Here is a 24381-nt window from a genome sequence, read left to right on the forward strand (position 1 = left end):
TCAAATATAATAAATTTTGTTATGCATGCATAATAAATAATGGTAATTTAACATAAAAAAAGACCTTTTATTAAGGTCTTTCTATTTTTGGGTATGTTTAATTGTATATTTTATTATAAAGATCTTGATAGATGCCTTTTATAACATCGCGCTTCATTTTCATAGTTGGTGTGAGTTGACCACCATCTATAGACCAAATATCTGGTGTGAGTTCAAAGCGTTTTATTTGTTCCCATTTACCAAAGTGTTTGTTACAGTTATCAATTTCTTTTTGTATTCTGTCTATTACTTGTTGGGATTCTGAAATTTCTTTGTTGCTTGTACCTATATTTAGTTTTTTACGTTCTATCCATTCTTTGATAAATTCAAAGTTAGGTTGAATAAGTGCGGCTGGCATTTTTTGACCTTCACCAATGACCATTATTTGTTCTATGAAACGCGATTGTTTTAATTCGTTTTCTAATAGGGTAGGGATTACGTATTTTCCGCCAGAGGTTTTGAACATTTCCTTTTTTCGTCCTGTAATTTTAAGGAAGCCATCTTTGTCTACTTCTCCTTTGTCTCCTGTATGGAAATACTCTCCAGTCATAACGCTTGCGGTTTTTTCTGGGTCTTTGTAGTATCCCATCATGACATTAGGGCCTTTTACGAGTATTTCGCCATCATCAGCTATTTTTACTTCAACGTTGTTGATGAGTTTACCTACGGTTCCTACTTTGAACATGTTGTCAGCATATTTGCCTACGGAAATAACGGGTGATGTTTCTGTAAGGCCGTAGCCTTCCATGATTTGCATTCCGGCGGCACAAAAAATACGTGTTAGTCGTGGCTGTAGTGCAGCACTTCCGGATACCATAGTGTTAAGGTTACCACCTAGGGCTTCTTGCCATTTGCTGAAAATTAGTTTTCTGGCAATGCTTAATTTGAATTCATACCAGGCTCCGTTTTGCTTGTAGGGTTGCCATTGTTCTCCTAAGTCTATAGCCCAGTAAAACAGTTTCTTTTTGATGCCTGTAAGGTCTTCGCCTTTGGCGTATATTTTATCGTATACTTTTTCTAGTAGTCTAGGTACCACACTCATGAGGTGTGGTTTTACTTCTTTTATGTTGTCGCTTATCTTGTCTATGCTTTCAGCAAAGTAAATGTTGGCGCCTGCGTATTGGTAAATGTATATTAATACGCGTTCAAAAATGTGACAAATAGGAAGGAAGCTTAAAACAATGGTTCCGGCACCATAAATAGGTAAGCGTGGAATACTGTCTAGGGCATTGCTAACAATGTTTTTGTGAGATAGCATAACGCCTTTGGGTCTGCCTGTGGTACCAGAGGTATAAATGATGGTTGCTAAATCGTCTTCGGTGACATTGTCTTTTCTGGCTTCAACTTCGTTTTGGTTGCTTGTGTCTTTACCTAGTTCAAATAGTTCTGAATAGTGCTTGCAACCTTTGATATGGTTGAAGGAATAGACGTCTTTGATTTTTGTTTTGTGCTTAACCTTATTGACTTTTTCTAGGACTTCTTCGTCAGAAACGAAACAGTAAATAGACTCACTGTGGTTTAGGACATACTCGTAATCTTCAGCAGAAATGGTAGGGTATATTGGGATGTTTTGGGCTCCTGTTTGTAGGATGCCTATGTCCATGATATTCCATTCGGTTCTGTTTGAGGATGAAATTACGGCTATTTTATCGTTTTTTTGGATGCCTAAACGTAAAAGTGCACGACTCACAGCATTGGCTTTGTTTATGTAATCTTTTGTGGATGTGGCTACCCACTTACCATCATATTTAGTTACTAAAGCTTTTTCAAGGTTGTATGTTTCCAGTTGGTAGTATGGAAAATCAAAGAGTCTGGTTATTTGTGTCATTGGTTTAAGTACGATTGAAGACATGCAAATTATGAAATTAGAAGTGATTTTCAAATATGTTGTTAAAAAAAGGGTGTTATTTTATGATTTTGATGTTTTAAGGGTTTGTGTATTAGTGGTGTATGGTTTATGTGATTTTTGAGTATGGTTGATGAATTCTCTTACATATTGTGTGTGATTATTGTGGTTTTTGACCCGAACTCACCCGACTTAACCCGAAGTAAACCCGAAGTAAACCCGAAGGAAACCCGAACTAGACCCGAAGTAGCTATGGGAAACAGTGTGGGGTGATGGGCGTGGGGTTTTTTTGTTGTTATTTGATATTGTTTGCGTTGTTTTTTTTGATGATTTTTTCTGTTTGCTATTCTGCAAGATGGATTGGTAAAAGTGGTAAGGGTTAGGAGGAAAACAATACCAGCTATGGAATTAGGGATATATGTTTTGTGAAGGGTTTTTGCTTTGGGAATGGCAGAAGTTTTTGAAATGGATGTAAGTAACATCTTTACTTTAGAAGGCTTTGTTTATAACTACTAACAGAATTGTATGAGTTTGTTAGGAACTATGTTTTATGATTACCTGTTATTTTTTAAAACGTACTATAATTGCTAATACAAAAATTAATAAACCAATTACTCCAAGAGTATAATGTATGACACTGTTTTCAGATTTAAAACTACTAGCTATAATTATGAAAACTCCTGAAAGTATATATAAAAACACAGGGTTTGTTTTTTGAAAATTTATCATCATTTAATTGTGATATAAGGTGTTGTGTGTAATTATTAGCAAAAGTTTATTTTGGTTTTAAAGTTAATGATTTTAGGTTAATAATTAACTTTTTAAATATATTCAAAGAATTGGAATTAGCAATTATAAAGCTATTTTTATACCTATTGTTGAGGGTAGTTTTTTTTAATAACTTAAATTTGTATTTTAGTAAGATAGAAGTGGAAGAACAAGGTTACATAGAAATTAGAGTTACAAATAGAGATAATACTCTGACTCCTAAAGATGTTGATATAAATGAAGTTAAAGATTTTATATCAGATATCGAGACTTTCTTATATCCAAATCGAAAAGAAAAGCGTAATCGTCCACATATTTCTTATGACCTAGAAGAAGGTTCTGCAAAACATAAGTTTTTTTTACCAATAACTGCTGTAATTTTATTTAATGGATTAACTAGTGAAATTAAAAATAGAAGTAATTTAGATTTTTTAGATTATAAGAGGCAATCAATAATTGATAAATTTCAAAAAAGAGCTTTTAGAGAAGGTTATAAGATAGAGTTTAACAACTCTTTATCAGATAGTACGTCTTTAGTTATTGATGAATCAACTAATTATGAAATGATTGCTCCGACTTATTTTGAAAGTGAGTTTTATTTATATGGTGAAATTTATCAAGAAGGAGGAAAAAATCCAAATCTTCACATTAGTACGGGTAAATATGGTAATGTAACAGTTTCTGCCACTAAAGAACAGATAATGAATGGTGAAAAGAAAACATATAAACCATATGGTGTTAAGGTTAGAGGTAAAAAAAATCTTGATGATGGAACTTTAACGGATTTAGTGCTTTTACAGTTTATTCAATATAAACCTATTTTTAATAAATCACTATTAGATAAAGTTATTGATAAAGCTTCGGTAAACTTAAGTAAGATAGCTAATGTTGATACTTGGTTAAATGACATTAAAGCAGAAGGAATATGAATGGAATAAAAAGTGTTCTGTTAGATTGTTCTTTTTGTATTCGTTTGCTTAAAAGAGATGATGAGTTTCATCAAAATTGTGTTGATTATTTCAAATACTTTATTGAAAATAATATTGAAATGTATTTGTCGACAATAGTCGTAAGTGAATATTCTGTAGGTGATAATCCAGAAAATTTACTTTCTTTAAATACATTTAGATTGTTAGAGTTTGATTTTTCAGATGCTAAATTTTCAGGCGAGTTTTTATCATTGTTAAAAGATTTAGGAAAGTTCGGTGATTTTGGTGAGAGAAAAGTTGTTATTAATGATATAAAACTTTTTGCTCAAATTCATAATCGCAAAATTGATGCTTATATAACAAAAGACCGAAAGTCGTTCAAAAAAATGATAGAGCCTTTGAAGGAAGGGTTTAATTTGAAATTTGAAGTGATTGATTTAACTACTCCTTTAAATTCAAAATTGGGACGTTTGTTCTAAATCACTGTCAACGATTTTGTATAAGGTTTGCTTCACCAGTTCGCACTTCGTACTCGTGTATGAAGTAGGTTAGAATAAGTAATTATTTATAGCCAATGTTGCCAGTAGTTATTTTATTTTTTTAATTGCTTTTACCGGCCAATATGATGCTGGGTCATCTACATCATAAATTTCCACCTTTTCTTGTTCTTTAAGAATATTCGCAAGAGCGTAACTCGGTCCAAAAGCATATCCTTTAGAACCTAAAAGTTTCGTTATGAATGATTTAAGTCCAACATAAGTAAGATTGTTGTATCGAAGTGAATTTTCCGCTCGTTCCAACTCTTTAAAAAATTCTTCCTCTGTGATTATATCAAAGAAATCCGATTCATCTCTTTCATATTCAGAAAGGTCAATTTTTCCTAAAACTTTAGGTGAGCTTAAAGATTCATTTGATTCTACTTTGTCAGATATTTTTTCTCTTATAGCAACCTGTTCCTCTACAGAAAATTTGAATTCATCAATTTTTGATTCAGCATTTAAGATAATTTCTTTCAATTCTTTGTGCAGTTCAATCGTACTCTCTAAATCATCTTTGATAAAAAGATTGTTATGAGCAACTTTGTTTCTTACTTTAAATAATTGCTTCCATTTTTTATCAAATCCTTTGTCCTTGAAATTTTCTTTAAAAAACCGATTATAATTACTATCAAGGTCAGCCTTTAGTTTTTCAAGTTCTTCTAATGTTGTTACATCTGCAAGGCTATCGGCTAAATTTTGCGGTCTATTAAATCCAAGTTTATGCTTGTATATTATTTCCCCTAAATCATCGAAGTCAATTAAAGTCAAGTCAGTTTGTACAATATTTGAGAAAACGTTCTCATTCCCTGTTCTCATTTTAGTTTTTTCGATAACTTTATCAGGAACAGCTTTTTGCCACCAATCCAAACCAATTTTTTGAGTAAAGAATTTAGAGATATAACGTCTCAACAAATTCTCCAATTCGTTAATTAGAGGATACGCCTTGTTAGATATTTCAGTACTTATATCATCAGTTAGGATTCTTATGTGTTCAAATGACAATCTATTTCTTAAATGTATCACGAACATATACCTAAACCTCTCTAATTTATCAAAATCAGATGATTTGACTTTGATTAAGAAGCCAGCTTCTATTAAGTCATAAAGCGTTGAAGATGTATCTACTGGTTTGATTTTTAATTCTATATCAGTATCCTCAATTGCAAACTCGTCATTTTTTTCAATGCTTTTTGCATTACTCCATAACTTCTCGGTAGACATAAGTCCGTAAACCAAACTTTTTGGTGACAAAATTTCACTCTTTCCACTTGGGTCAAGAATTAGTACTTCAAAAAAGTAGCATTCATTTGATTTTTTCTTTGTCATTTGTTTAGGTTTTAATTACTGGCAACATACAGATAAACAGCCTCGTGTGCTTATTTTGATTGTGCATATACCTACAAATTTAACGGATTTTTTATAAAATCAAAGTTGTGTTTTGGTATATGTGTGTGGATTTGTGTGGTTTGGGTGCTAATTAAGTAAGGGTTCTTGAGGCAGAAGGGAGTGCGTGAGGGTTTTGCTATGCCATTATGCTTTGCTTGTGTGAGAAGTAGGTGAGGACAGGTGGTGGTTTGTAGATGGTGTTAGGGTTTGGTTATTTTTTATTCAGTTTATTTCCATTCCATTTGTATTTTTTCAAAACCTTTTTTGATTTTAATTTGAAAGTTGGTTCATCATTCTCATTTTCTTTTATCTTTTCATCTTGAAATTCTGTCAATTCAATTGTTTGAAATTCTGCATTGAAAACATAATCTTTAGTTTTCATTTCAAATTCGTAATCTTCTTGTTCAATTGTTGGAAGTTCAATTAGTTTTTTATTGTTAGTTACAAAAAAATAATACTTTGATGTATCACAATAACAAGCGCATTGGTTAATAACTACTCGAATTATTTTCTTGACATTTTTAAAGTCAGTTGTTATTAATTCCTCAACTTTTGAGTCATTTTCATAAGTTTCAATAAAGACTTCGATTTCCTTAAGTTTATTTTCTAGACTGTCGGTTATATAAATTTGAGTGTTTCCATTGAACTCTCCACTTGATGACAACATTTTTTCAAATAAAGACTTGTCATATTTGGTCAACATGAATTCTTCTGATTCAGTGTATTCTTGTCCATAAATCAAAAATTGGAATAAGAGAAATATTGATAATATGACTGTTTGTTTTTTCATAATTACTGGCATCGTGCTCGTGTATGAAGTAGGTGAGGACAGGTGATGGTTTTTAGATGGTGTTAGGGTTTGGCGCTTTTTTTAGTTTAGTTTCTTGTTTTTTCCAATGATTATGTACAATAAAGGCCCTATAAATGGCATAAAAATGACTACTAAAATCCAAATTAGTTTGTTGTTTTGGGCAAACTTATTTTTTAAAATATCAATCAAGCAATAAATCCAAAGTCCTATTGCTAATAAAATAAAAGCTTGCCATATAAAAAGCTCGATTGAGAAATTATTGGTTATTGTATTCATATTGTTTTTTATTTAGCGTTTGAGTGAGTGATTGTGCTGTTGTGTTTTATGGTGTATTTAAGCATGTAATTTAGTGAATAAAAACTGAATAGAAAATCTGTGAGGATTTTTTGAGTTGGTTAGAGTTAAGCAATGGGTTGTATAGGTTGTTGTGGTTAGTATTTTAAGACGGTTTTAATTTCTCAAGCGTTTTATTTTCTTTGGTAATGAGGTTTTTCTTTTCTGTAAAGAACTTGTTTATTTCAGTTTTTAGGTTGTTTTTAAATACGTTTACATCTTTTTTTAGGGCGGATAAATTAGTTTCAATCAAATCTAAATTGTTTGAGAACTCATTTTTTAGTTTTTCAATTGTTTCCTCATTTTCTCTAATTTTATTCCAGTTGCTCAATGTAAATTCAAGTTTGTTATTATGAATACAGGCTTTTACTGTTTTTGGATTGTTTGAAGTTGGTGAATAGTTAAAGAACTCCTCGTTACCAATGAAGCTAACTAGGTGATTAATTTGTTCAATTTTATACTCTTTGTTTGGGTCTGCTTTTATGTTTTTAGGGAATCTATGACCGCTGATTTTATGTTCAGTTATTGAGGATAAAACTGTTTCTTTGTTTAAGGTAGGAACCTTTAATGTTACTAAATCGTATTTGTATAATATTTTTTCTATTTCTTTATCTATGTCAACGTTTAAGATGTAAGTGTTGTTGTATTTTTCAATTTTTTTGAAAATGGATTCTCTTATTTTGCTCAAATAAGATTCAATTTTATGTTCTTTAAAAAGTTCGGTTTGTTGATTTTTTATATACATTTATTATTTATGATTTAGGTTTTTTCAAATTACATGCAACGTGTTTTGTGTATGATTTTGTTGCGTGGTTACTTGCGAGGACTTTCCGCAAGGAAAGTCAGAAGCAATGAACTATAGCCGGTGTTGTACGCTGGCTTTTATTTTTATCAGACTCAAAATCAAAAGTCCGATTAATATAATATTTGTCCAAAATGCAAAACTTTTCATTTGTTCACTTTTGTCCGTTTTAAATGTCAATTCCTTTGCGATTGCTATTTTGTCTTGGTCAATATTTTTATTTTCTGTTATTTTAAAATCAAACTCACTTTCTTTATCTGTAACAACATTTAAGTAATTAATTTCGCCCCTTGCGTTTTTTGCAACAAGCCAAAATTCAGTTGTTCCATCATTCTCGAACCAAAAGTCAGACGTTTTATTTGGCTTCAAATTTTTGTCAAAAGTGACATAATTTCCTTTTCCGTTCCATTCGTTGTCCCAAAAAGCTATGGAATAAATTTTTAAGTTTTTATCAGTCAGATTTTCAGTCCGAACATTTACTGGGGTTGAAGCACCAAATGAGTCGTCAAACAATGAATTCAATCCTAAAGCAGAAAGTCCGATTACAATTCCGAAAATTGTAAGCATTTTTAAACCACTCTTTTTGTCAGAAGAAGTAAAATATCTAATCAGTAAAATTAGAATAAGTAAGAAAGCTGAAAATAGTAGTATGTTCATTTTTTAAATTGGAGGCAACGTACATATAACACTACTAGTCATGTTATATCTATTATAATTATACCTACAAATCTAACAGATTTTTTATAGAATCAAAGCAGTGTTTTGGTATATGTGTGTGGATTTGTGTGGTTTGGGGTGTGTTGTGCCACAGAATACTTGTGTATGTTTGAGGTTTTTAATGTTTATGAAAAAAAGAGGCCAAAACGTTTTATGGTTTTGACCTCTTGTGGTAATTGATTAATAGCTACGTTTAATTTTGTTGCGCTGGTTTGTAAGTGCCACAAAGACAAGGGAGGTTTTGATTATTCATAACTTCTTGTTCTACATTAAAAAATCGTGGTATTGTTGTGCCACCACCGTTTCCTATGCTTGTGTAGTTAAAAACAATAGTACCTCTAACTCCTCTAGAGACATCTCCTGCGTTTTCAGATAGGTTTTGTGAATTATTAAAACCAGAAGAATTAGAAGCATTAAAAGAATCTCCTTTAATAGCAGAAGAGGTAATAACCCAAAAAGAGACGTTGTCATAATTTGAATTAGATGAATAATTACCAATAACAATGGCTTGTGTTATTTGTTCGGCGGTAAATGCTCTTGCATACGGTTCGTTATAATAGGTATCCTTGCACATTTCGTTTGCTGCTTGCCAACCAGTTTTACCATTGTAACTAAATTTTCCATCATCAGTTTGGTTACTTCTACCTAAAATATAAGGTTCCATAAGTACTGGGTTACTTACCGTAGAGGCCGTTTTGGCATGTAGTGCATACGGTACACTTAATAATTGGCTTGTGGCTGTTATGGTATAGTTTGTTCCGCCGGTAGGGTCGGTTTCTGTTTTTATAAAGTATGTGTTATCTGCCCAGTTTATGGTTGTTATATCTCCAGATATAATTGTACCTGTTCCTATTTCAATACTTATTAATCCGTTTTGGTTTGTAGTAGGTGTGTGGGTTTCAGTAAAAACCGTATTGCCTGATGCATTGCCTTGTAAAATACTTATTTGCATACTAACATTGGTATTGCTTATAAGCTCATTTGCAGCATCTCTAATTACTGCTTGGTAATTCATTTTTTCTGGTGTTTGAGCTTGCATGCTAAAGCAACAAATAAGGGATAAGGCTATGTATAGTTTTTTCATGTTACTTAATTTTTAATGATTTTGAAAGTTTTGATGTGTTTAGATTGTTTGTAGATACTTAAAAAATATGTAGCCGCAGGGTATGATTGCATATTGATTATGGTTTGCTGGTTTGATATTTTATGGTTGCTTAAGGTTTTTCCTGAAATGTCTGAAAGGTTGTAAGATGTCTCTTTATTATAGTTTTCTATTTTGAGTTGTAGTGTATTAGTTGTGGGATTAGGAAATGCTATCATTTTTAGTGATATATCATTATTATGAGTTCCTAATGTTTGAGAAATAGTATAAGGTTGCTGAATGCCTTGTTCTATAGTTCCGTGGGTTGATGTACTGTTTGTAAATACCGTTTGACCTATTGTGTAGCTAATAGATCCTTGTGATGATTGTGCATTGTTTGCACTACTTACCATACTATTTTGAGCTAACGTGTTTATAGCGGTTGATAGAAAAATAATGTGTAATAGTTTTTTCATTTAAAAATAGATTAGGTTTTCTGGAGAAATAAGGTGTAAAGTTAGTTTGGTTACTATTTTATGACAATACGTAGGTCTACGTATAGTATTTTATGAAAAAAGGCCAAAACGTTTTACGGTTTTGACCTTTTAAGGTAATTGATTAATAGCCTCTTTGATATTTTTAAATTACGATCATATGGTATTGCGGTGTGCCATATTTCTCATAAGTGTTGTTTTACATTTTTGTAATTCTTCTTGTTGTTGTTTCATTGTCTGAATAAAGTTTGAAAATGTATGTTCCTGAAGACAGGTCTTGAATGTTGATAACATTTTCAATTTGATTTAGACTCATTACCTGTCTGCCCAAGGTATCATAAACTTCAACCTTATCAATCGTTATGTTATTAGGTATTTTAAGGTTTAGTATGCCGCTATTATTCGGGTTAGGGTAGAGTTTGATGTTTTGTAATGCATTAGCATCGTTTACACTTAATGTAGATACAACTGTTACTTGCGCTGTACATGAGCTTGTATTGTTGTTACTGTCTTGAGCCGTAAATGTTACATCAAACGTGCCTTCTTCAGTAAATGTGTCTTGAGATAGACTTACGATTAAATCTGTAGTGCTCGTACAGTTATCTGTGCTACCGTTGTTAACATCATCAGGTGATATTGTTACAAAGCCTACCGTTTCATCTAATGGTACTGTTATGTTTTGACATACTGTAGTAGGTGCTATAGCATCTGTAATGAGCACTCTTTGTATTTGTGTAGACTGATTACCTGTAGTGTCTTGATATACCCAAGTAACTAAATACTCTCCTGGCTGGTTGTAGGTTGTAGCATCTGTTGTTGAGGCTGTAACGGCACCACTACAATCATCAGTAGCTGTTGGCGCTGTTAAGGTTACACTACATTCAGCCTCTACTAGCGGTAATGTTTTAGTGTCTGGTATAGGCGCAGAATTTGCGTTATAAACCGTAATAACATAGCTTTTCTCTTCTATACCACCATGGTTGTCTGCAATGTTTAAAATCACTTGGTGCTTACCTATTTGGTCTTGCGTAGGTGTCCAGTTTATAACATCACCGGTAAGTGTCATGCCTGCTGGATGTGTAGGCATGGTTAGTGTTAAGTCGTCTTCAGAATCAGGGTCAGAATAACTCACCGTAAATGTATAAGGGTTACAAGGATCAGTAACATCTGCTAGACTTTGAGTTTCTAGTTTAGGGATGTTATTAACATCAGGACTGATGAATTCAAAGTCAATGACGTTTGATAAGTTAGATTCAGTAAAAGACCCATCAGTTTCTTCTCTCATAGCCGTTACACCAAATTTGTAAGTACGGCCAGGAGCTATTTCAGTAAAGTCGAAAGCTGTTGCGCTACCAACACCTTGGCTTTTGCTAAAGCGAGAAACTTCTTCTTCATCTATATACATAACGTAGTGATCAGCATCTCTTACTGGGTTCCAAGCAAGTTTAAAGACATTGTCAACTAACTCACCAATTAGCGTTGGTGTGTTTACAGGAGACTCATTTACAACAGTAAATGTCGTTGTTGCATAAACGTATTCAGCAGGGTTGGATTCGTCTTCAATTTTAGCATACACATGATATGTGCCACTTATTAAATCTGATGCATTGAAAGTGTATTGATTTGTGTTATCGTTTTCAGATATATCTCCAACTATTTGTTTACCATTAGCACCTTTACCGTCAATATCATAATATAGAGACACTAAAGCATCACTATCAACGTCTTGGTCGCTCCAAGTAATTGTAAGGTCTTTTGTGGTATTGTTGTAATTTACATTTGTTATTTCGATTTCAGGCGCATAACCCGCACCGAAAATATCAAATTGATATGTGTCAGTTCCTTCAATGTTAATTTCGTAATCGCCCACTTGGGTATCTTTTAAGATGTAGAAAACTCTGGTGTTTTCATTACTTTCAGTATATAAAGCACTGTTTGTTTCAGCATTTGTAGGCGTTAAAACAGTACCGTCAGGAAGGCTTAAAGTCGCGTTAGGGTAGTTGTTTTCTCCTTCTATACGCACAATGATGTTATCATAACTTTGAGGCAGGTTGAAAGGGATGGCTGTATTGGCATTTCTGGCTTGAAAAACCAAGCTACTACCTTCTAGACGATTGGCCGCTTTTGCATTGAGGTCATTTTCAAAATAATGTCCTTCAGGTAATTGACCACGTTCTCCGAATGAAATAGGGCCAAGTCTACCGCCAACGTTCACATTACCACCGTATTCAACATCAACATCAACAGTTAAAACGTCAGCAATGGTTGTGCTTGCTTTGAACTTGTCGTTGTTTATTTTAGCTTGAAGATTAGCAACTGTGAAAGGTAAGAAGTTATTAACAGCTTCGCATACCGTGCAGTTACTAGCAGGTATTTCAGGAATGGTAAGAGACATATCAGCCGACGCTTCAGCAAAGAGTCCGTTAGATCTGTTTTCTACAAGCAGAGAAACATCACCTCTAAATATTTGAAAAAGATTTACATAAGCACTCGCATTTAGGCCTAAACTATTTACTAAAATGCTTCCGCCACCAACTTCTTGATTAAGAACAAGAATGGTACCGCTAGCTTCAAGCGATGTGCCAAATGTGTATGCCAATTGCATGTTGTCTAGCTTTAAAATATCTATTGGCGCAATAGGTTTTAAATCTACACCCAAACCTATAGAAAGCGGTGGTACTTGAATACCGTTTATAAAACCATTACCACCAGACAATTCCCATCCAGTATTTGCTAATGGTATTCCAGGGCTGATTTCTACTTCTAAAGAAACAGCATCTAAACCGCCATTGATTATTTGTACGCCGCCAGCAATAGATGTTGTTTTACCTAATAATGATAATTTTATAGCCGCAGAGCCACCAAAAGAGTTTTCGAAAGTGTCAAAGTTTACTGATGCGTTACGAAGCTCGAACGTATTGAAAACTTTTACAGAAGGGTTTCCGTTTATGCTAGAAGATCCTGCGATGTTTACACCCGATTCTACGACACGTAATCTATCAATTGATACATTTACTTGAGGTCCAAAAACTTCAGTGGGTAAACTTACCGAGCCACCAATTTCAATACCTGGGTCGGTACCAGATATGATTTCAAATTTTGAAAACTCTATAGGAATACCAACAAGGGTGAAAAAAGTAGAAACCCCAGTTGTAGCAGCATCTAAAGCAGTGTTTATATATGGGTTGCCATCTGTGTCTTGTTCTATTTTAAGAGCAATATCTCCTTCCATAAGGTCTACTTGAGGACCACCAAAACTACCGAATTGCGTAATGTCTGTAGTGTATACTTTACACTGGCAGCTGACACTATTATTTGCTAAGTTTACAGTCACGTCATCACCAAACTCCATTTTACCAGCATGCACATTACCACTTAAAATATATTTTCCATCTCCTAGATTGGTGGTTCTGTCTGCCTCAAACATTAAACCATTGACAATAATTTCAGCAGGTTCAATACTTTCTCCCGTAGTATCAACAATAGCGTATGGCTCTTGAAGGTTTGTGTCAAAACCAATATAGCCATTTACTGTACCAAGAACATCAGGGCTGAATATAACTTCAAAGTCCATGGTTTCTCCAACACCTAGTGTTATGTTTGTTAATACTCCTTGATCTCTAAACATAAACACGCCATCACCGTAGGTGTTGTTTATAACTAAATCTGCAGTTCCGGTATTTTGTATTGTAAAAGACTGAGGGTTAGAGCGACCAATACTTGTTTCAGGAAAGGTAATAGGTTCTGCATCTAAAACAGTTAGAGCAGGAAGTAAAGCGCCGCCAAAAGCTTTGATTTTAACAGAGTAATCAAAACCACCCACATTTTCGTTATTTAAAATAGGCCCCGTTCTTAAAGCAATTTCTCCGTAAGCTGATGCTAACGAAGGCGAATAAGCAATTATGATATCGCTACTTTCTCCCGGTTCTATAGTAAAAGGGAAATTATTATACGTACTCCATTCAGAAGGTAACTCGGTGTAGTTAGGAATAGAAAACGTACCACCAGTTTGATACAGTGCTGTATTTTCGCTATAAATAACCATAGTCGCTGATCCGGAATTGGTTATTGTGTATGGTGTATATGATGTGCCACCAATTTCAACATCGGTCATTTCTTTAACGCCTTCGCCTTCAAAGTAAGCTAGGTCTAATACTGTATAAGACCATAATAAAGGATCTCCTGTTATGGCACCAGGGTCTGTATTTGTAGTAAGTTGTAATTCTACATTTTTATAACCCGTTGATAAAGGTGTTGCTTGAATTTGAACATTACGACTTTGGCCTTCGGCTACATAAAAAGGTAAAGTCATATCAATACTATAATCTGGTTCATCATCAGCGTCAATTCCAACTTCAACAAGTTCAAAATCTGATATTTCTAAAGTACCAACACCATTGTTTGTAATGGTAAAGTTTTTGGTAACAGTTTCTCCAATTCTAATATTTTCAGGGAAGTCACCATTTTTAGTAATATTAGCATAAGGAGCAATAGCAGTACCACTTAAGAATACACGAAAATCACCATCGTTTGTATCAAGGTTTAATCTAGCCGTATATCCGCCTACGTAAGTAGGATTGAATGTTACAGGTATTATTGATGATTCCCCAGGAGGTATTGTGATAGGTAAGCTTAATGTTTCAGAAATCTCAAATTGAATAGGGCCAAAGTTACCAAGGTTGTTTGCTATATTGGCATCGTTGATAATTAAATTGCCACTACCGTTGTTGTGTATAGAAAGTAGTTCAGTACGTCCTTCTGTAGATATTTTTGTGTTTAAAAAGAATATAGATGTTCTGCTTAATTCAATTTCAGGCGCAACACCAGTTCCCATTAAATTAATACCTATAGAGGCATTATCATCGTTGCTTTCAACTACTAGCGGAGCAAAAACATTACCACCTTGTTGCGGATTACAAGTTACTTGAAAAGTTACGCTATCACCAGCAGGAATAGTTAATGGCGTGACAATACCGCTAGCTGTAAAGTCAGCACTAGGTAAAGTGATGTTTTGAATTTCAACAGCATCTGTACCAAACTCGTTTGATAATGTTACTGTTTGCGGCGATGTTGTAGTACCAATTTGCGTTTCAGGAAATTCTAATTCAGCTGGACTCACTCTTAAAGAAGAGTTGGTAGCATTTGCTAAAAGGCTAATGCTATGTGGACTGCTATCTACATTACTTGTGAAATTTATTTCGGCTGTTTTACCGCCAACAGTATTACCTGAAAACTCTATATTATAAGTTACAGAGCCACCAGCAGGAATCGTTTGAGCACTATTATCTGTTATAGAAAATAGCTCGCTATGCGTTCCTGAAATTTCTAATGATGACACTTCTGTTTCTAAAGTTCCAGGGTTTTGTATTTCTAATGCGTAAGTAGCTACTTCGCCAACTCTAGTGTTGTTTAAGTTTATTTCTGAAGGAAATGCAATTTCTGATTGCACACCAACGCCTTCTAAAATGACTGGAATGGCTGGATTGGTATGGTTTTGTACTGTGTAATACATATACGCTCTTCTAAAGCTAGTATTGCCTGGTGTAAAAGATAAATCAACAATTAAGGATTCACCTTGAGCTAAAACCACAGGGAATGTAATTGGTGTTGTTATAACAAAATCTGCAGTAGCATCAGCACCAACAGGATAATCGTCAAAATATATGCTGTCTATGAAAAGTTCACCTTCACCATTATTTGTTATTGTGTTTGTACCTGAAACCGTTTGGCCAACTTCTACATTGCCAAAATCTGTGTTTGAGTATGAAGGGTTACTGGCAAAAACATGTCCGTTTAAATTGATGTCAGTTTGATAATTAAAGAAGTCATTACTAGTAACAGTAAGTGTTGTAGACCTATCAAAAGCATTTCCAGAGGCCATAGGTGTTGGAGAAAATGTTATAGGAACATTATACGTGTTTCCAGGCGTAATGATTAGTGGTGTAGTAGGTGGTGTGAATGAGAATGATGTCTCTGATGAGGTGTCTAAATTGAAATTAGAGATCTCTAAATCTTCATTACCTATGTTTTCTAGTATTAAATCTTGAGTTGTGTTTGTATTTACGTGAATGGTACCGAAGTTGGGATTTGTAACCCTTAATTCTGGATATACAGCCGGTACGGCATAAGCTGTAATAGGTAATTGATAAGTTTCAGTACCACTAGTTTCTTCAACTTCAATGTTTAAGGTGGCCGTATAAGTAACGCCTTCAGTAGTAGCGTTAATTCCTACACCTAAATTTCCTTGACCACCGTTAGAATCATAATAATAGTTTCCAGTAAAAAAAACGCCTGCAGCATCATCAGTTATATAAATGTCTGCTATGTAAGATGCATTGGGTTCGGTTTCAGGATCAGAATCAGAAACCATTACAAATGCTTCCCTATGTTGCCCTACTTCTACATTACCCATATCAATTGGGTTAGGAGAAAATGTCAGTGCTTGAGCTTTTAAATTAGTAATACTAATTAAACATAGTATTGCTAAAAAACAGATAGATTTAAGTGATGTAAAGGTTTTCATAAGCATAAAGTGTTACTAGTTAGTAAGCTTAATGAGGCTGATATTAATGGTTTACTAAATTAATTATGATGTTATTTTGTGGCAATACGTAGGTCTACGTAGTGACAAAATGTATAAAGAGGCCAAGACATTTTAAAATCTTGACCTCTTAAGGTAATTGATTAATAGCTACGTTTAATTTTGTTTAATGATTTTAAAACTTTGTGATTTGGTGCCATCAGTAAGTTTTAAAATGTATATTCCAGATAATATTTTAGAAACATCAATGGTTTTTGAAGTTTGGTTATTTGCTTTTAAAATCTCTTGCCCCTGAATGTTGTATAAATGATAACTGTATTCCTGACTAGATGTTTTGATGTTTAGAACATCTTTTACAGGGTTAGGGTAGATTTTAAAATCTATAGTTGAAACATCACTAATGTTTAACGTGGATTGAAATTCATAAGCGCCAATATCTATGCTGCCGTCAAATAGTCTTGGATTACCTGCTAAATCTAGATTAATATCAGGTATAGTGGCATTTGTTCCTGCGTTGACTAGAGGAGAAGATGTTGTTAATGCGTAATCACCGTTTAAATTAGGAGCTGTGTTGGCTAGTATAGGATTAACAAATGCTGGATTTGTAGTCATATTCAAGTTTCCAACTCCAGTATTGTTAAAGTCTCCGTTTAATGAGTAACTTATATCGCAGCTTGTACATTGTCCCATATTAGGAAAAGCAAACCCAGCATCATTTCCACTTACTACTGAATTTGTCATAGTAAAGGACTCTCCTATATTTCCACTAGTAGGCACGTAAGCAAATACTCCGCCATTGTAATTGTCTGCATAATTTCCTGAAACAGTAATGTTTGTAACAGTAGTGGTTGATGTAAATAAGTACATACCGCCACCTTGACTTGTTGCTTTGTTACCAGAGAATAGAGCGTTTTCTATGGTTGTGTTTGCATAGCGAGTTTCAAGAGCACCACCTGTTGCAGCAGAATTGTTTTGAAACGTTGTGTTAAAAATTCCTAATTCACTCATTGTGATATCTGCTAGCACTTCGCCTGATTGAGGTTGTACTCCGTGAAATGCAATAGCTCCTCCAATACTAGCTGTGTTACTAGTAAATTTACAATTAGAAATAATCATGTTTGCTTCTGAAGCATATATAGCACCACCAGATGTTTGTTCAAGACCACCTGTTGTTGGAACATTTCCGTTTTGAAAATGAATGCCCTCTATAATAGTACCTAAACTTTGAATATTGAAGATTCTAGAATTGTCTTCACCACTTATTATAGTATTTTCTATACCATTTCCATCAATTTCAAGCGGCTTGTCTATAATAATTTCACCAGAAGTTAAAGTAATGGTATTACCGTTAATAGACGGATCGAAAGTGATTACTGCATTTTCACAGGCGTTTTCAATAGCATCACGTAAAGAGCCTGAACCGCTATCTGCCGTAGATGTGACCATAACAGAATTTTCGCAAGTTATGAATTCATAAGCTCCTAAATCTACAGTTGAATTGTATATTCTTGGGTTTCCATCTAAATCTTCAGTTAAGTTTATAAAATTGTTGTCGCCAGCATCTATGGCAGGAGAGCTATCGGTTAATTTGTAACCATCAACATATAGAGGGTCTGTGTTTTCAATGTTATTTCCACCATCATTTACATTTGGAGGAATGCTACCATTGTTTCCAGAAGTAATATTAAAGAATAAACAATGTGATACAATAGGAGAGTTTGTTCCTCCATTATTTATATTTCCGTTGCTACCACTGTTATTAGTGAATATACTATTTGTAGCTGTAACGTTACCAGCAAATATATGAATGCCACCACCGTGAGAGGCAATATTGTTTGCTATAGTACAATTTACCGTTGTAAGGTTACCACTTTCGGCTGAAATTGCGCCACCACCAGCAGTTGCTGTGTTGTCAAAGAACAAACTATTAGAAATAGTGGTTGTAGTTGCGCTGTTGCCAAAGTTTATTATAGCGCCACCAACACCATTATTAATTCCGTTTCCGTAGGCGGTATTGTTTTTAAAGATGCAGTTGTTTATGTTTATGTTTTCAGCATTTCTAATATAAATACCAGCTCCAGCACGACCAATGGCTACTTGCGAGTTATCAGAATCATCATCGGCATAACCATTTTCAATAATAAATCCATCTAGTGTAACATTGTTTTCGTTTAAGGTTATAATAGTATGTGAATCTCCAGAGTTTGACGTGTTGTCATTGTTTAAATCTCCTGAAAGAATAGTTAAATTTTCTGACCAGTTACGTTCATTGGCTGTAGTTTCGGTGCCATTAAAGCCTCCAAGAACGGTTATATTATTAGGAATGATAAAACTGTCGGTTTCAAGTAAACCTGGTTTGTATGTGCCAGATGCTACCCATATTTCATTAGCGCATATGGCATTGCTGATAGCATCTTGTAGGCTCGTGAATGCGTTGCTCCAATTGCTTCCATCATTTGCGCCAGTTGCACTAGCATTTACATAAACAACAGTAGGTGAGCCAATACAAGAATCAAACTCATAAGCACCTCTGTCAATATTAGAGCCAATGATACGCTCATTACCATCTAAATCAAATGTTGAATTGTTATGTGTTGAAAGCCCTGAATCTATTGCACTTGAGGTTTCCGAAACTCTAAAGTTTTTATTTAAAGCATCAACAAACAAAGGGTCGTTAGATGAATTTGAGTTGGTATTGTAAATGTTGTTTATAATACAATGGGTTGTGTTTGAATTAGGAGCGTAAATTTGCGTGTTAATTTGTGTGTTGTTTGGGTCATTTGCTCTTGTGTTGTCCCAAATAATTGAATTGTGAACATTTACTGTTGCGGTTGTTCCATTCCAAACTCTAATGCCAGCTCCAGCTTCAGAGTCACCGTCATTCTCTGTTAATGTGCAGTTAACCATGTTGTAGGTTGTTGCACCATTATCTAATATGCTTATTCCGCCACCTGTTCCTATATTACCATAAAATAAACTATTTGTGATGTTTACAACACCATCATCATTAGCGTTTTGTCTTGACCAAATAGCGCCTCCGTTTTGATTTGCTGAATTGCCATTAAAAATGCAATTTTCAATATTTACATTTAAAGTGACTTCACCTGAAAACGTTTCAATAGTTATAGCTCCGCCATTACCACCATTACCACTAGATCCACCTGTAGAGGAATTGTCTTTAAATGTGCAGTATTCAAGGTTTATACCTACAGTACTTCCTGTAACGCCATCTAAAAACAGTGCTCCAGCAGATGTTGAAGATTGGTTGTTTTGAAAGGTACAGTTTTTTACATTTGGAGTAGAGTTATTACCACTTAAAGTAGTTCTGTTTAACCAAGCACCACCTCTTTGACCATAGGTTGAAATTTTTACAGCATTTCCTTTTTCAATGGTAAACCCATCTAATAGCATATTGTTGCCTACGTTTGTTGTTTTAATGATATTATAACTGTTGTCATTAATTTGATTTGGAGTGTTAATGTCACCACTTAAAACAGTTATATTATTTTCCCAATCTCTTTGATTAGAGTTGGTTTCAGTACCGCTAAAACCACCTAGTATTATGATGTCTTCAGGAAGGTGAAATGATTCATCGCGATTACCTGCTATTTGATTGTTACCATCATCTGGATAATAGATTCCTTGAGCTACCCAAACTTCTTGTGCTGTAGCACCACAATTTGAGTTATACATGTCCAAAGCGTTTTGTAATGACGAAAATGCATAAGCCCAAGAGCTACCATCTTGATAGGTGCTTGTATTGTTTGCGTTGACATATAAAACATTATTGTTGAATGTTGGACATGCAGACGAGCCATTTTCATACGGTCCTAAATCTATGTTACTACCATTTAATCTTAAATTATTGTCTAAATCCCTTAAACTGTTACTGTAAGAGTTATTTCCTGCTCCAATGGCGGGAGATGTATTTTGTAATCTGTAATCTTGATTAGGAACATCCACAAAAAGCGGATTAGTATCTAAAATATTTGTTCCGCTACTATAACCACCTTGTATAATATTTGTATCTGCAATACCATTAAAGCTTTGAATATTGGTTGTGTTATTCCAAATAATAGAATTGTATAAAGTATTTCCATTGGTAGCATTTAAGCGTAAGGCAGTGTTATTGTTTGAAAATGAAGAATTGGAAATATTAATTATTCCATTTCCATTACTTAAAGCAATAGAAGCATTGTCGTTAAAAAGCGTGTTTGTTATTGTTAGTGTTTTATTATCGTTTAAATTTATAATATAAGGTATGCTATTGTTAGAGAATTGACACTTGTCAATAAGGATGTTACCATATGGATTAATTACAGAACCTGAACTGTGTACAGACGAATTTCCAGAAAACGTACTTTTTGATATTGTTGCGTCTGTACCATTGAAATAAATAGCAGAACCACTTATACCATTATTTGCTGTATGTGAATTGTTAGTAAAAGAGCAATTTTCTATAACAGGTGGTAAACTACTGCTTCCACTAGTATAAATAGCTCCACCACCTGAACCTGAAGAGTTACCATCAAAAATTGAATTTTTAATAACTGTGCCTTCTGTTGTCCCCATATAAAAAGCGCCTCCTCTACCTGCTGTATTTGATGAAAACGTACAATTATCAATAATAGGACCTCCGTAGTCCCAGTTTAAGGTGTTGTTATAAATAGCACCACCTTCGTTTGCCATATTTGTTTCAAAAGTACAGTCTCTTATTATTAAGCTTCCGGGTTCAATTTCTACAATATATATAGCGCCACCTTTGGCGTTGTAAGAAGTAGTGTTTATTGCTTTATTATTTATGAACTTGCAATTTGAAATAACGGTAGCGTTTGCACCTCGTGCAAACATGCCTCCGCCTTCATTACTTCCATAACCACCTGAATTATCAGCGTTGCTATTTGTAATTGTAAAACCGTCTATAATATTGTAGTCGCCAGATGTTCTAAAAATGGTATAGACAAAGTTTTGGTCATTATTGTTTTGTTGTATATCACCATTTAGAATTGTTGGGTAGAGTTCTGGGTTTCTAGAGTTATTACTTGCGTTATAACCACCTAAAAGAGTAATGTAGTTTTTGTTCAACAAAAAATAGCTAGAACGATCGTTGTCGGTTTGGGTAGCTCCTAAATCTGGATAGTAATTTCCTTGAGCAACGCGTATTTCATCATAATTGTTGGCTGCATTTAAAGCGTCTGTTAAGTGCTCATACGCATTAGTCCAAGATGTGCCGTCATTGTTTCCGCCAGAAACATTAACATCTACATAAATAGTGTTTTGAGCTGAAATACCTATTGTAAAGACTAACGTGAATGATAGTAGTAGCTTTTTCATTTAGTGTGTGTTTAGGTTCTATAGGGAATGCTAAACTAATCACAATGAGGTTGGTTTTCAATACGTAGGTCTACGTAGTAAGCAAGACATTTTTGAGTTTATTTGTTAAAAATTTCAGGATGATTTTTTAACCAAATAATCAAGGCATTTTGGTTTGAAGAGTCTAAATTTAGTTTTTTTATAATATTGCTTCGGTGTTTTTCAACGGTACGTTTTGAAATAAATAATTCTTCAGCTATTTGGTTGCTACTTAAGTTTTCGTTGAGGTATTTAAGGATTTTTATTTCACTAACCGTAAGTTCAAAATTTTCGCTGTTGCTGGTGTCAAAATGTATGGAGTTGCTTAATTTTGAACTGATGTATGTTTTACCAGACTTAATAGTGTTTATACATGCCTCAAGCTCCTGCATGGCACTATCTTTAGTAATATACCCATGAATAGATTTTCCAACTTCATTTAAAAGGGCTTCTTGCTTGTGAAGTGTTAGAATAATAATTTTTGTAGTAACATTTTTTCTAACTATTTCTTCAGCGATTTCTAGACCATTAAGTTTAGGCATATCAAAGTCTAAAATAGCAATATCAGGATTAAGTTTTATTATGCTGTTGTAAGCCTCTTGTCCGTCAATAGCTGTGTAAATAATATGATATCCTAGTTTTTCTAAAAACTCTTTTGTTCCATTAAGTAATAATGGATGGTCATCTGCAAGTATGAGTTTTGTAGGCATAACGTTATTTTGGGACGCTTATTTTTATCGTTGTTCCTTTGTTTTTATTAGATTTAATGGTAAGAGTAGCATCAATAAGTTTGGCACGCTCTTTTAATGTTTTCATTCCTAAACTATCAAGTAAATCAGTGTTTTGAGATACATTAAACCCAATACCATTATCCTTTACTTCAAATATAAGGTGAGAATCGTTTTCAAACAAACTTACTTTGCAAGCTTTTGCTTGTGAATGTTTTTCTACATTATTCAAGCATTCTTGAATCATTCTGTATATGTAAATTTCTTTGTCTTTTGGTATAGATGTTTTTGGTGTTTCTATAGCTTCAGAATAAAATATTTTAGAGCTTTTTTGAAATGTTTCTATTGTGTGTTTTAATGATGCTATGAGTCCTAACTTTTCAAATCTAAAAGGATGAAGCCTATGAGAAATATTACGAACATCATTTATGGTATCATCTACAAGTGTTATATCGTTGTTGTCTTTTGGGTTTTCTGTTTGTTGAAACCTGTTTTTTATGAGTAGTAAGTTTTGACCAATACCATCATGTAACTCGCTAGATATGCGTTTGCGCTCTTGCTCAATATTTTTAATTAAATTTTGAGAAAATTGCTTTTGTAATGCTTCTTTTCTTTTTAAAAACTTTTTAGAACGCCATAAATAAGCAATTAAAAAAAGAGCAAATATGGCAATGCCACCAAAAAGTAACCATTGGTTTTTTAATTTATTTTTAGCAGATAGTAGAGCAATATTTTTTTGTTGTTTAGAAATTTCTAAATCCTTTTTTTCTGACTCAAAAAGCGATTGTACATAGGCAAACTTTTTTCTAGATGCAGCTTTATCTAAAGAGTCTTTAATGCGGACAAATTTTTTATAATGATTAAGGGCTTTTTTTGATTGCCCTTTATTCTCATTTATTAAGGCTAGTAAATGCTCTATTTGCAAAAGGTTTGAAGCTTCATGAGAGTTTTTTATAGAAGAAATTATGGTGTTTACATATGTTTCTGCTTGCTCATATTTACCATTAGCATTTGCGTTATATGCTTGCGCAAGTGTGTAGTAACTATTTAAAAAAGCGCTATTGGATATGCTATTTATTTTTGTGTTTAATTTTTTTAAATACTTATTTGAAAGTTCAATATTATTTTGTCTAGCATAAGTGCTAACAGCAGATGATAAAATTAAAATATTTACAATTTCACTAACATCAGAATTGGTGCTTATGTTTTTTAAGGCAAGTTCTGTATGGTATAATTCTTCTTCAGTATTATTTTTTATAGACGCATCAATTGCGGCACGAACATGAGCCATTGCAACCACTTGCTTTTCATTGATAGAAGCGCCAAGATTATATATGGGTTTTCTAGCTTTTTCAGCTTCATCATACAAACCATTATTACTAAAAAGTGTGCTCAAGCCATTTTGAGTCCATAAATAAAACAATGTATCTTTTTGAAATGAAAAAAGCTCGCCTGCTTTTTTAAAATAGGAAGCGCTTTCAGATATACTGTTTATTTTAGTGCTGTTTTCTCCTGCTTTTAAATACGCATAACCAAACTCATGCAGTGAAGAATCTTTACTTGATTCAAAAATGGATATGCTTTCATTTAAAATTTCTAATGACTTTCTGTACTTTTGGAGATAAGTTGCAGCTTCGGCATAGTTTATATAAAAGCTAGCAATTTCTTTATCATTGCTGCAAGCCTCTAGGTTAGGATACATGCTTTTGCAAAAATCGAATGCTTTTTGATGCTCAAGTGCCTTAAAAATATAGTAGTTTGCTAATTTATTGGTGTAAAGTAAAGCACTGTCCCAATTTTTAGTTTCTATAGCAACGGCTCTATATTTAGCAATTATATTAGCAGAAACACTGTCATTAATTACAGAACCGTTTGTTAGAAGCTCGCTTAATAAATTTAGTTTTTCATTTGAGTTATTAAGACGATTTAAATCACTTTGAAGGTGTGTGCTATTTATAATGTCTTGACTGTAATTAAGCCAAGACACCATAAATAAACAATATGTGATTAGTTTT

14 protein-coding genes are annotated in these 24381 nt (G+C 33.6%); 2 read left to right on the forward strand and 12 right to left on the reverse strand.

All coding sequences use genetic code 11. From position 1 onward, the window contains the following. Positions 1 to 97: 97 nt before the first annotated feature. Complete coding sequence (locus ABD690_RS09535) at positions 98 to 1867, reverse strand: AMP-dependent synthetase/ligase (RefSeq protein WP_344729829.1); 1770 nt, start codon at positions 1865 to 1867, stop codon at positions 98 to 100. Between the two features lie 857 nt (positions 1868 to 2724). On the opposite strand from ABD690_RS09535, the gene ABD690_RS09540 reads away from it, so the two are divergent. Continuing rightward, the gene (locus ABD690_RS09540) at positions 2725 to 3582 is read left to right on the forward strand and encodes a hypothetical protein (RefSeq protein ID WP_344729831.1); all 858 of its coding nucleotides are present in this window, start codon (positions 2725 to 2727) and stop codon (positions 3580 to 3582) included. Next, a complete protein-coding gene (locus tag ABD690_RS09545; RefSeq protein ID WP_344729833.1) occupies positions 3579 to 4061 on the forward strand; it encodes a hypothetical protein in 483 nt (160 codons plus the stop codon). The genes ABD690_RS09540 and ABD690_RS09545 overlap by 4 nt, the downstream gene beginning before the upstream one ends. 108 nt (positions 4062 to 4169) lie before the next feature. Here ABD690_RS09545 and ABD690_RS09550 read toward each other — a convergent pair whose 3' ends face one another. The 11 genes from ABD690_RS09550 to ABD690_RS09600 form a co-directional block, all read right to left on the reverse strand. Further along, positions 4170 to 5447, reverse strand: a complete 1278-nt coding sequence (locus tag ABD690_RS09550; protein ID WP_344729835.1) for a Swt1 family HEPN domain-containing protein — start codon at positions 5445 to 5447, stop codon at positions 4170 to 4172. Positions 5448 to 5718: 271 nt separating this feature from the next. Continuing rightward, on the reverse strand, positions 5719 to 6297 hold the full coding sequence (locus ABD690_RS09555) for a hypothetical protein (protein WP_344729837.1): 579 nt from the start codon (positions 6295 to 6297) through the stop codon (positions 5719 to 5721). 81 nt (positions 6298 to 6378) lie between these two features. After that, on the reverse strand, positions 6379 to 6594 hold the full coding sequence (locus ABD690_RS09560) for a PLDc N-terminal domain-containing protein (protein WP_344729839.1): 216 nt from the start codon (positions 6592 to 6594) through the stop codon (positions 6379 to 6381). Between the two features lie 163 nt (positions 6595 to 6757). Next, on the reverse strand, positions 6758 to 7396 hold the full coding sequence (locus ABD690_RS09565; protein ID WP_344729841.1) for a hypothetical protein: 639 nt from the start codon (positions 7394 to 7396) through the stop codon (positions 6758 to 6760). 111 nt (positions 7397 to 7507) lie between these two features. Then, a complete protein-coding gene (locus ABD690_RS09570) occupies positions 7508 to 8110 on the reverse strand; it encodes a hypothetical protein (protein ID WP_344729843.1) in 603 nt (200 codons plus the stop codon). A 253-nt stretch (positions 8111 to 8363) separates the two neighbouring features. Next, positions 8364 to 9254, reverse strand: a complete 891-nt coding sequence (locus ABD690_RS09575; RefSeq protein ID WP_344729845.1) for a hypothetical protein — start codon at positions 9252 to 9254, stop codon at positions 8364 to 8366. A 5-nt stretch (positions 9255 to 9259) separates the two neighbouring features. Then, positions 9260 to 9727 carry a T9SS type A sorting domain-containing protein gene (locus ABD690_RS09580; RefSeq protein ID WP_344729847.1) on the reverse strand — a complete coding sequence of 156 codons (468 nt, stop codon included), beginning with the start codon at positions 9725 to 9727 and terminating at the stop codon, positions 9260 to 9262. A 217-nt stretch (positions 9728 to 9944) separates the two neighbouring features. Further along, the gene (locus tag ABD690_RS09585) at positions 9945 to 16268 is read right to left on the reverse strand and encodes a choice-of-anchor D domain-containing protein (protein WP_344729849.1); all 6324 of its coding nucleotides are present in this window, start codon (positions 16266 to 16268) and stop codon (positions 9945 to 9947) included. Positions 16269 to 16442: 174 nt separating this feature from the next. Then, positions 16443 to 21620 (reverse strand): choice-of-anchor Q domain-containing protein, encoded by a 5178-nt coding sequence (locus ABD690_RS09590; RefSeq protein WP_344729851.1) that lies wholly within the window; start codon positions 21618 to 21620, stop codon positions 16443 to 16445. 98 nt (positions 21621 to 21718) lie between these two features. Next, on the reverse strand, positions 21719 to 22348 hold the full coding sequence (locus tag ABD690_RS09595) for a response regulator (RefSeq protein WP_344729853.1): 630 nt from the start codon (positions 22346 to 22348) through the stop codon (positions 21719 to 21721). Between the two features lie 4 nt (positions 22349 to 22352). Next, complete coding sequence (locus ABD690_RS09600; protein ID WP_344729855.1) at positions 22353 to 24356, reverse strand: tetratricopeptide repeat-containing sensor histidine kinase; 2004 nt, start codon at positions 24354 to 24356, stop codon at positions 22353 to 22355. Positions 24357 to 24381 lie beyond the last annotated feature (25 nt).

Source organism: Corallibacter vietnamensis, assembly GCF_039537875.1.
Classification (GTDB): Bacteria; Bacteroidota; Bacteroidia; order Flavobacteriales; family Flavobacteriaceae; genus Corallibacter; species Corallibacter vietnamensis.

Coding starts and splice junctions, on each gene's coding strand:
- ABD690_RS09550 (WP_344729835.1), bottom strand. CDS start 5,447: ATGACAAAGAAAAAATCAAATGAATGCTACTTTTTTGAAGTACTAATT.
- ABD690_RS09580 (WP_344729847.1), bottom strand. CDS start 9,727: ATGAAAAAACTATTACACATTATTTTTCTATCAACCGCTATAAACACG.
- ABD690_RS09560 (WP_344729839.1), bottom strand. CDS start 6,594: ATGAATACAATAACCAATAATTTCTCAATCGAGCTTTTTATATGGCAA.
- ABD690_RS09590 (WP_344729851.1), bottom strand. CDS start 21,620: ATGAAAAAGCTACTACTATCATTCACGTTAGTCTTTACAATAGGTATT.
- ABD690_RS09595 (WP_344729853.1), bottom strand. CDS start 22,348: ATGCCTACAAAACTCATACTTGCAGATGACCATCCATTATTACTTAAT.
- ABD690_RS09555 (WP_344729837.1), bottom strand. CDS start 6,297: ATGAAAAAACAAACAGTCATATTATCAATATTTCTCTTATTCCAATTT.
- ABD690_RS09535 (WP_344729829.1), bottom strand. CDS start 1,867: ATGACACAAATAACCAGACTCTTTGATTTTCCATACTACCAACTGGAA.
- ABD690_RS09575 (WP_344729845.1), bottom strand. CDS start 9,254: ATGAAAAAACTATACATAGCCTTATCCCTTATTTGTTGCTTTAGCATG.
- ABD690_RS09570 (WP_344729843.1), bottom strand. CDS start 8,110: ATGAACATACTACTATTTTCAGCTTTCTTACTTATTCTAATTTTACTG.
- ABD690_RS09585 (WP_344729849.1), bottom strand. CDS start 16,268: ATGAAAACCTTTACATCACTTAAATCTATCTGTTTTTTAGCAATACTA.
- ABD690_RS09600 (WP_344729855.1), bottom strand. CDS start 24,356: ATGGTGTCTTGGCTTAATTACAGTCAAGACATTATAAATAGCACACAC.
- ABD690_RS09565 (WP_344729841.1), bottom strand. CDS start 7,396: ATGTATATAAAAAATCAACAAACCGAACTTTTTAAAGAACATAAAATT.
- ABD690_RS09545 (WP_344729833.1), top strand. CDS start 3,579: ATGAATGGAATAAAAAGTGTTCTGTTAGATTGTTCTTTTTGTATTCGT.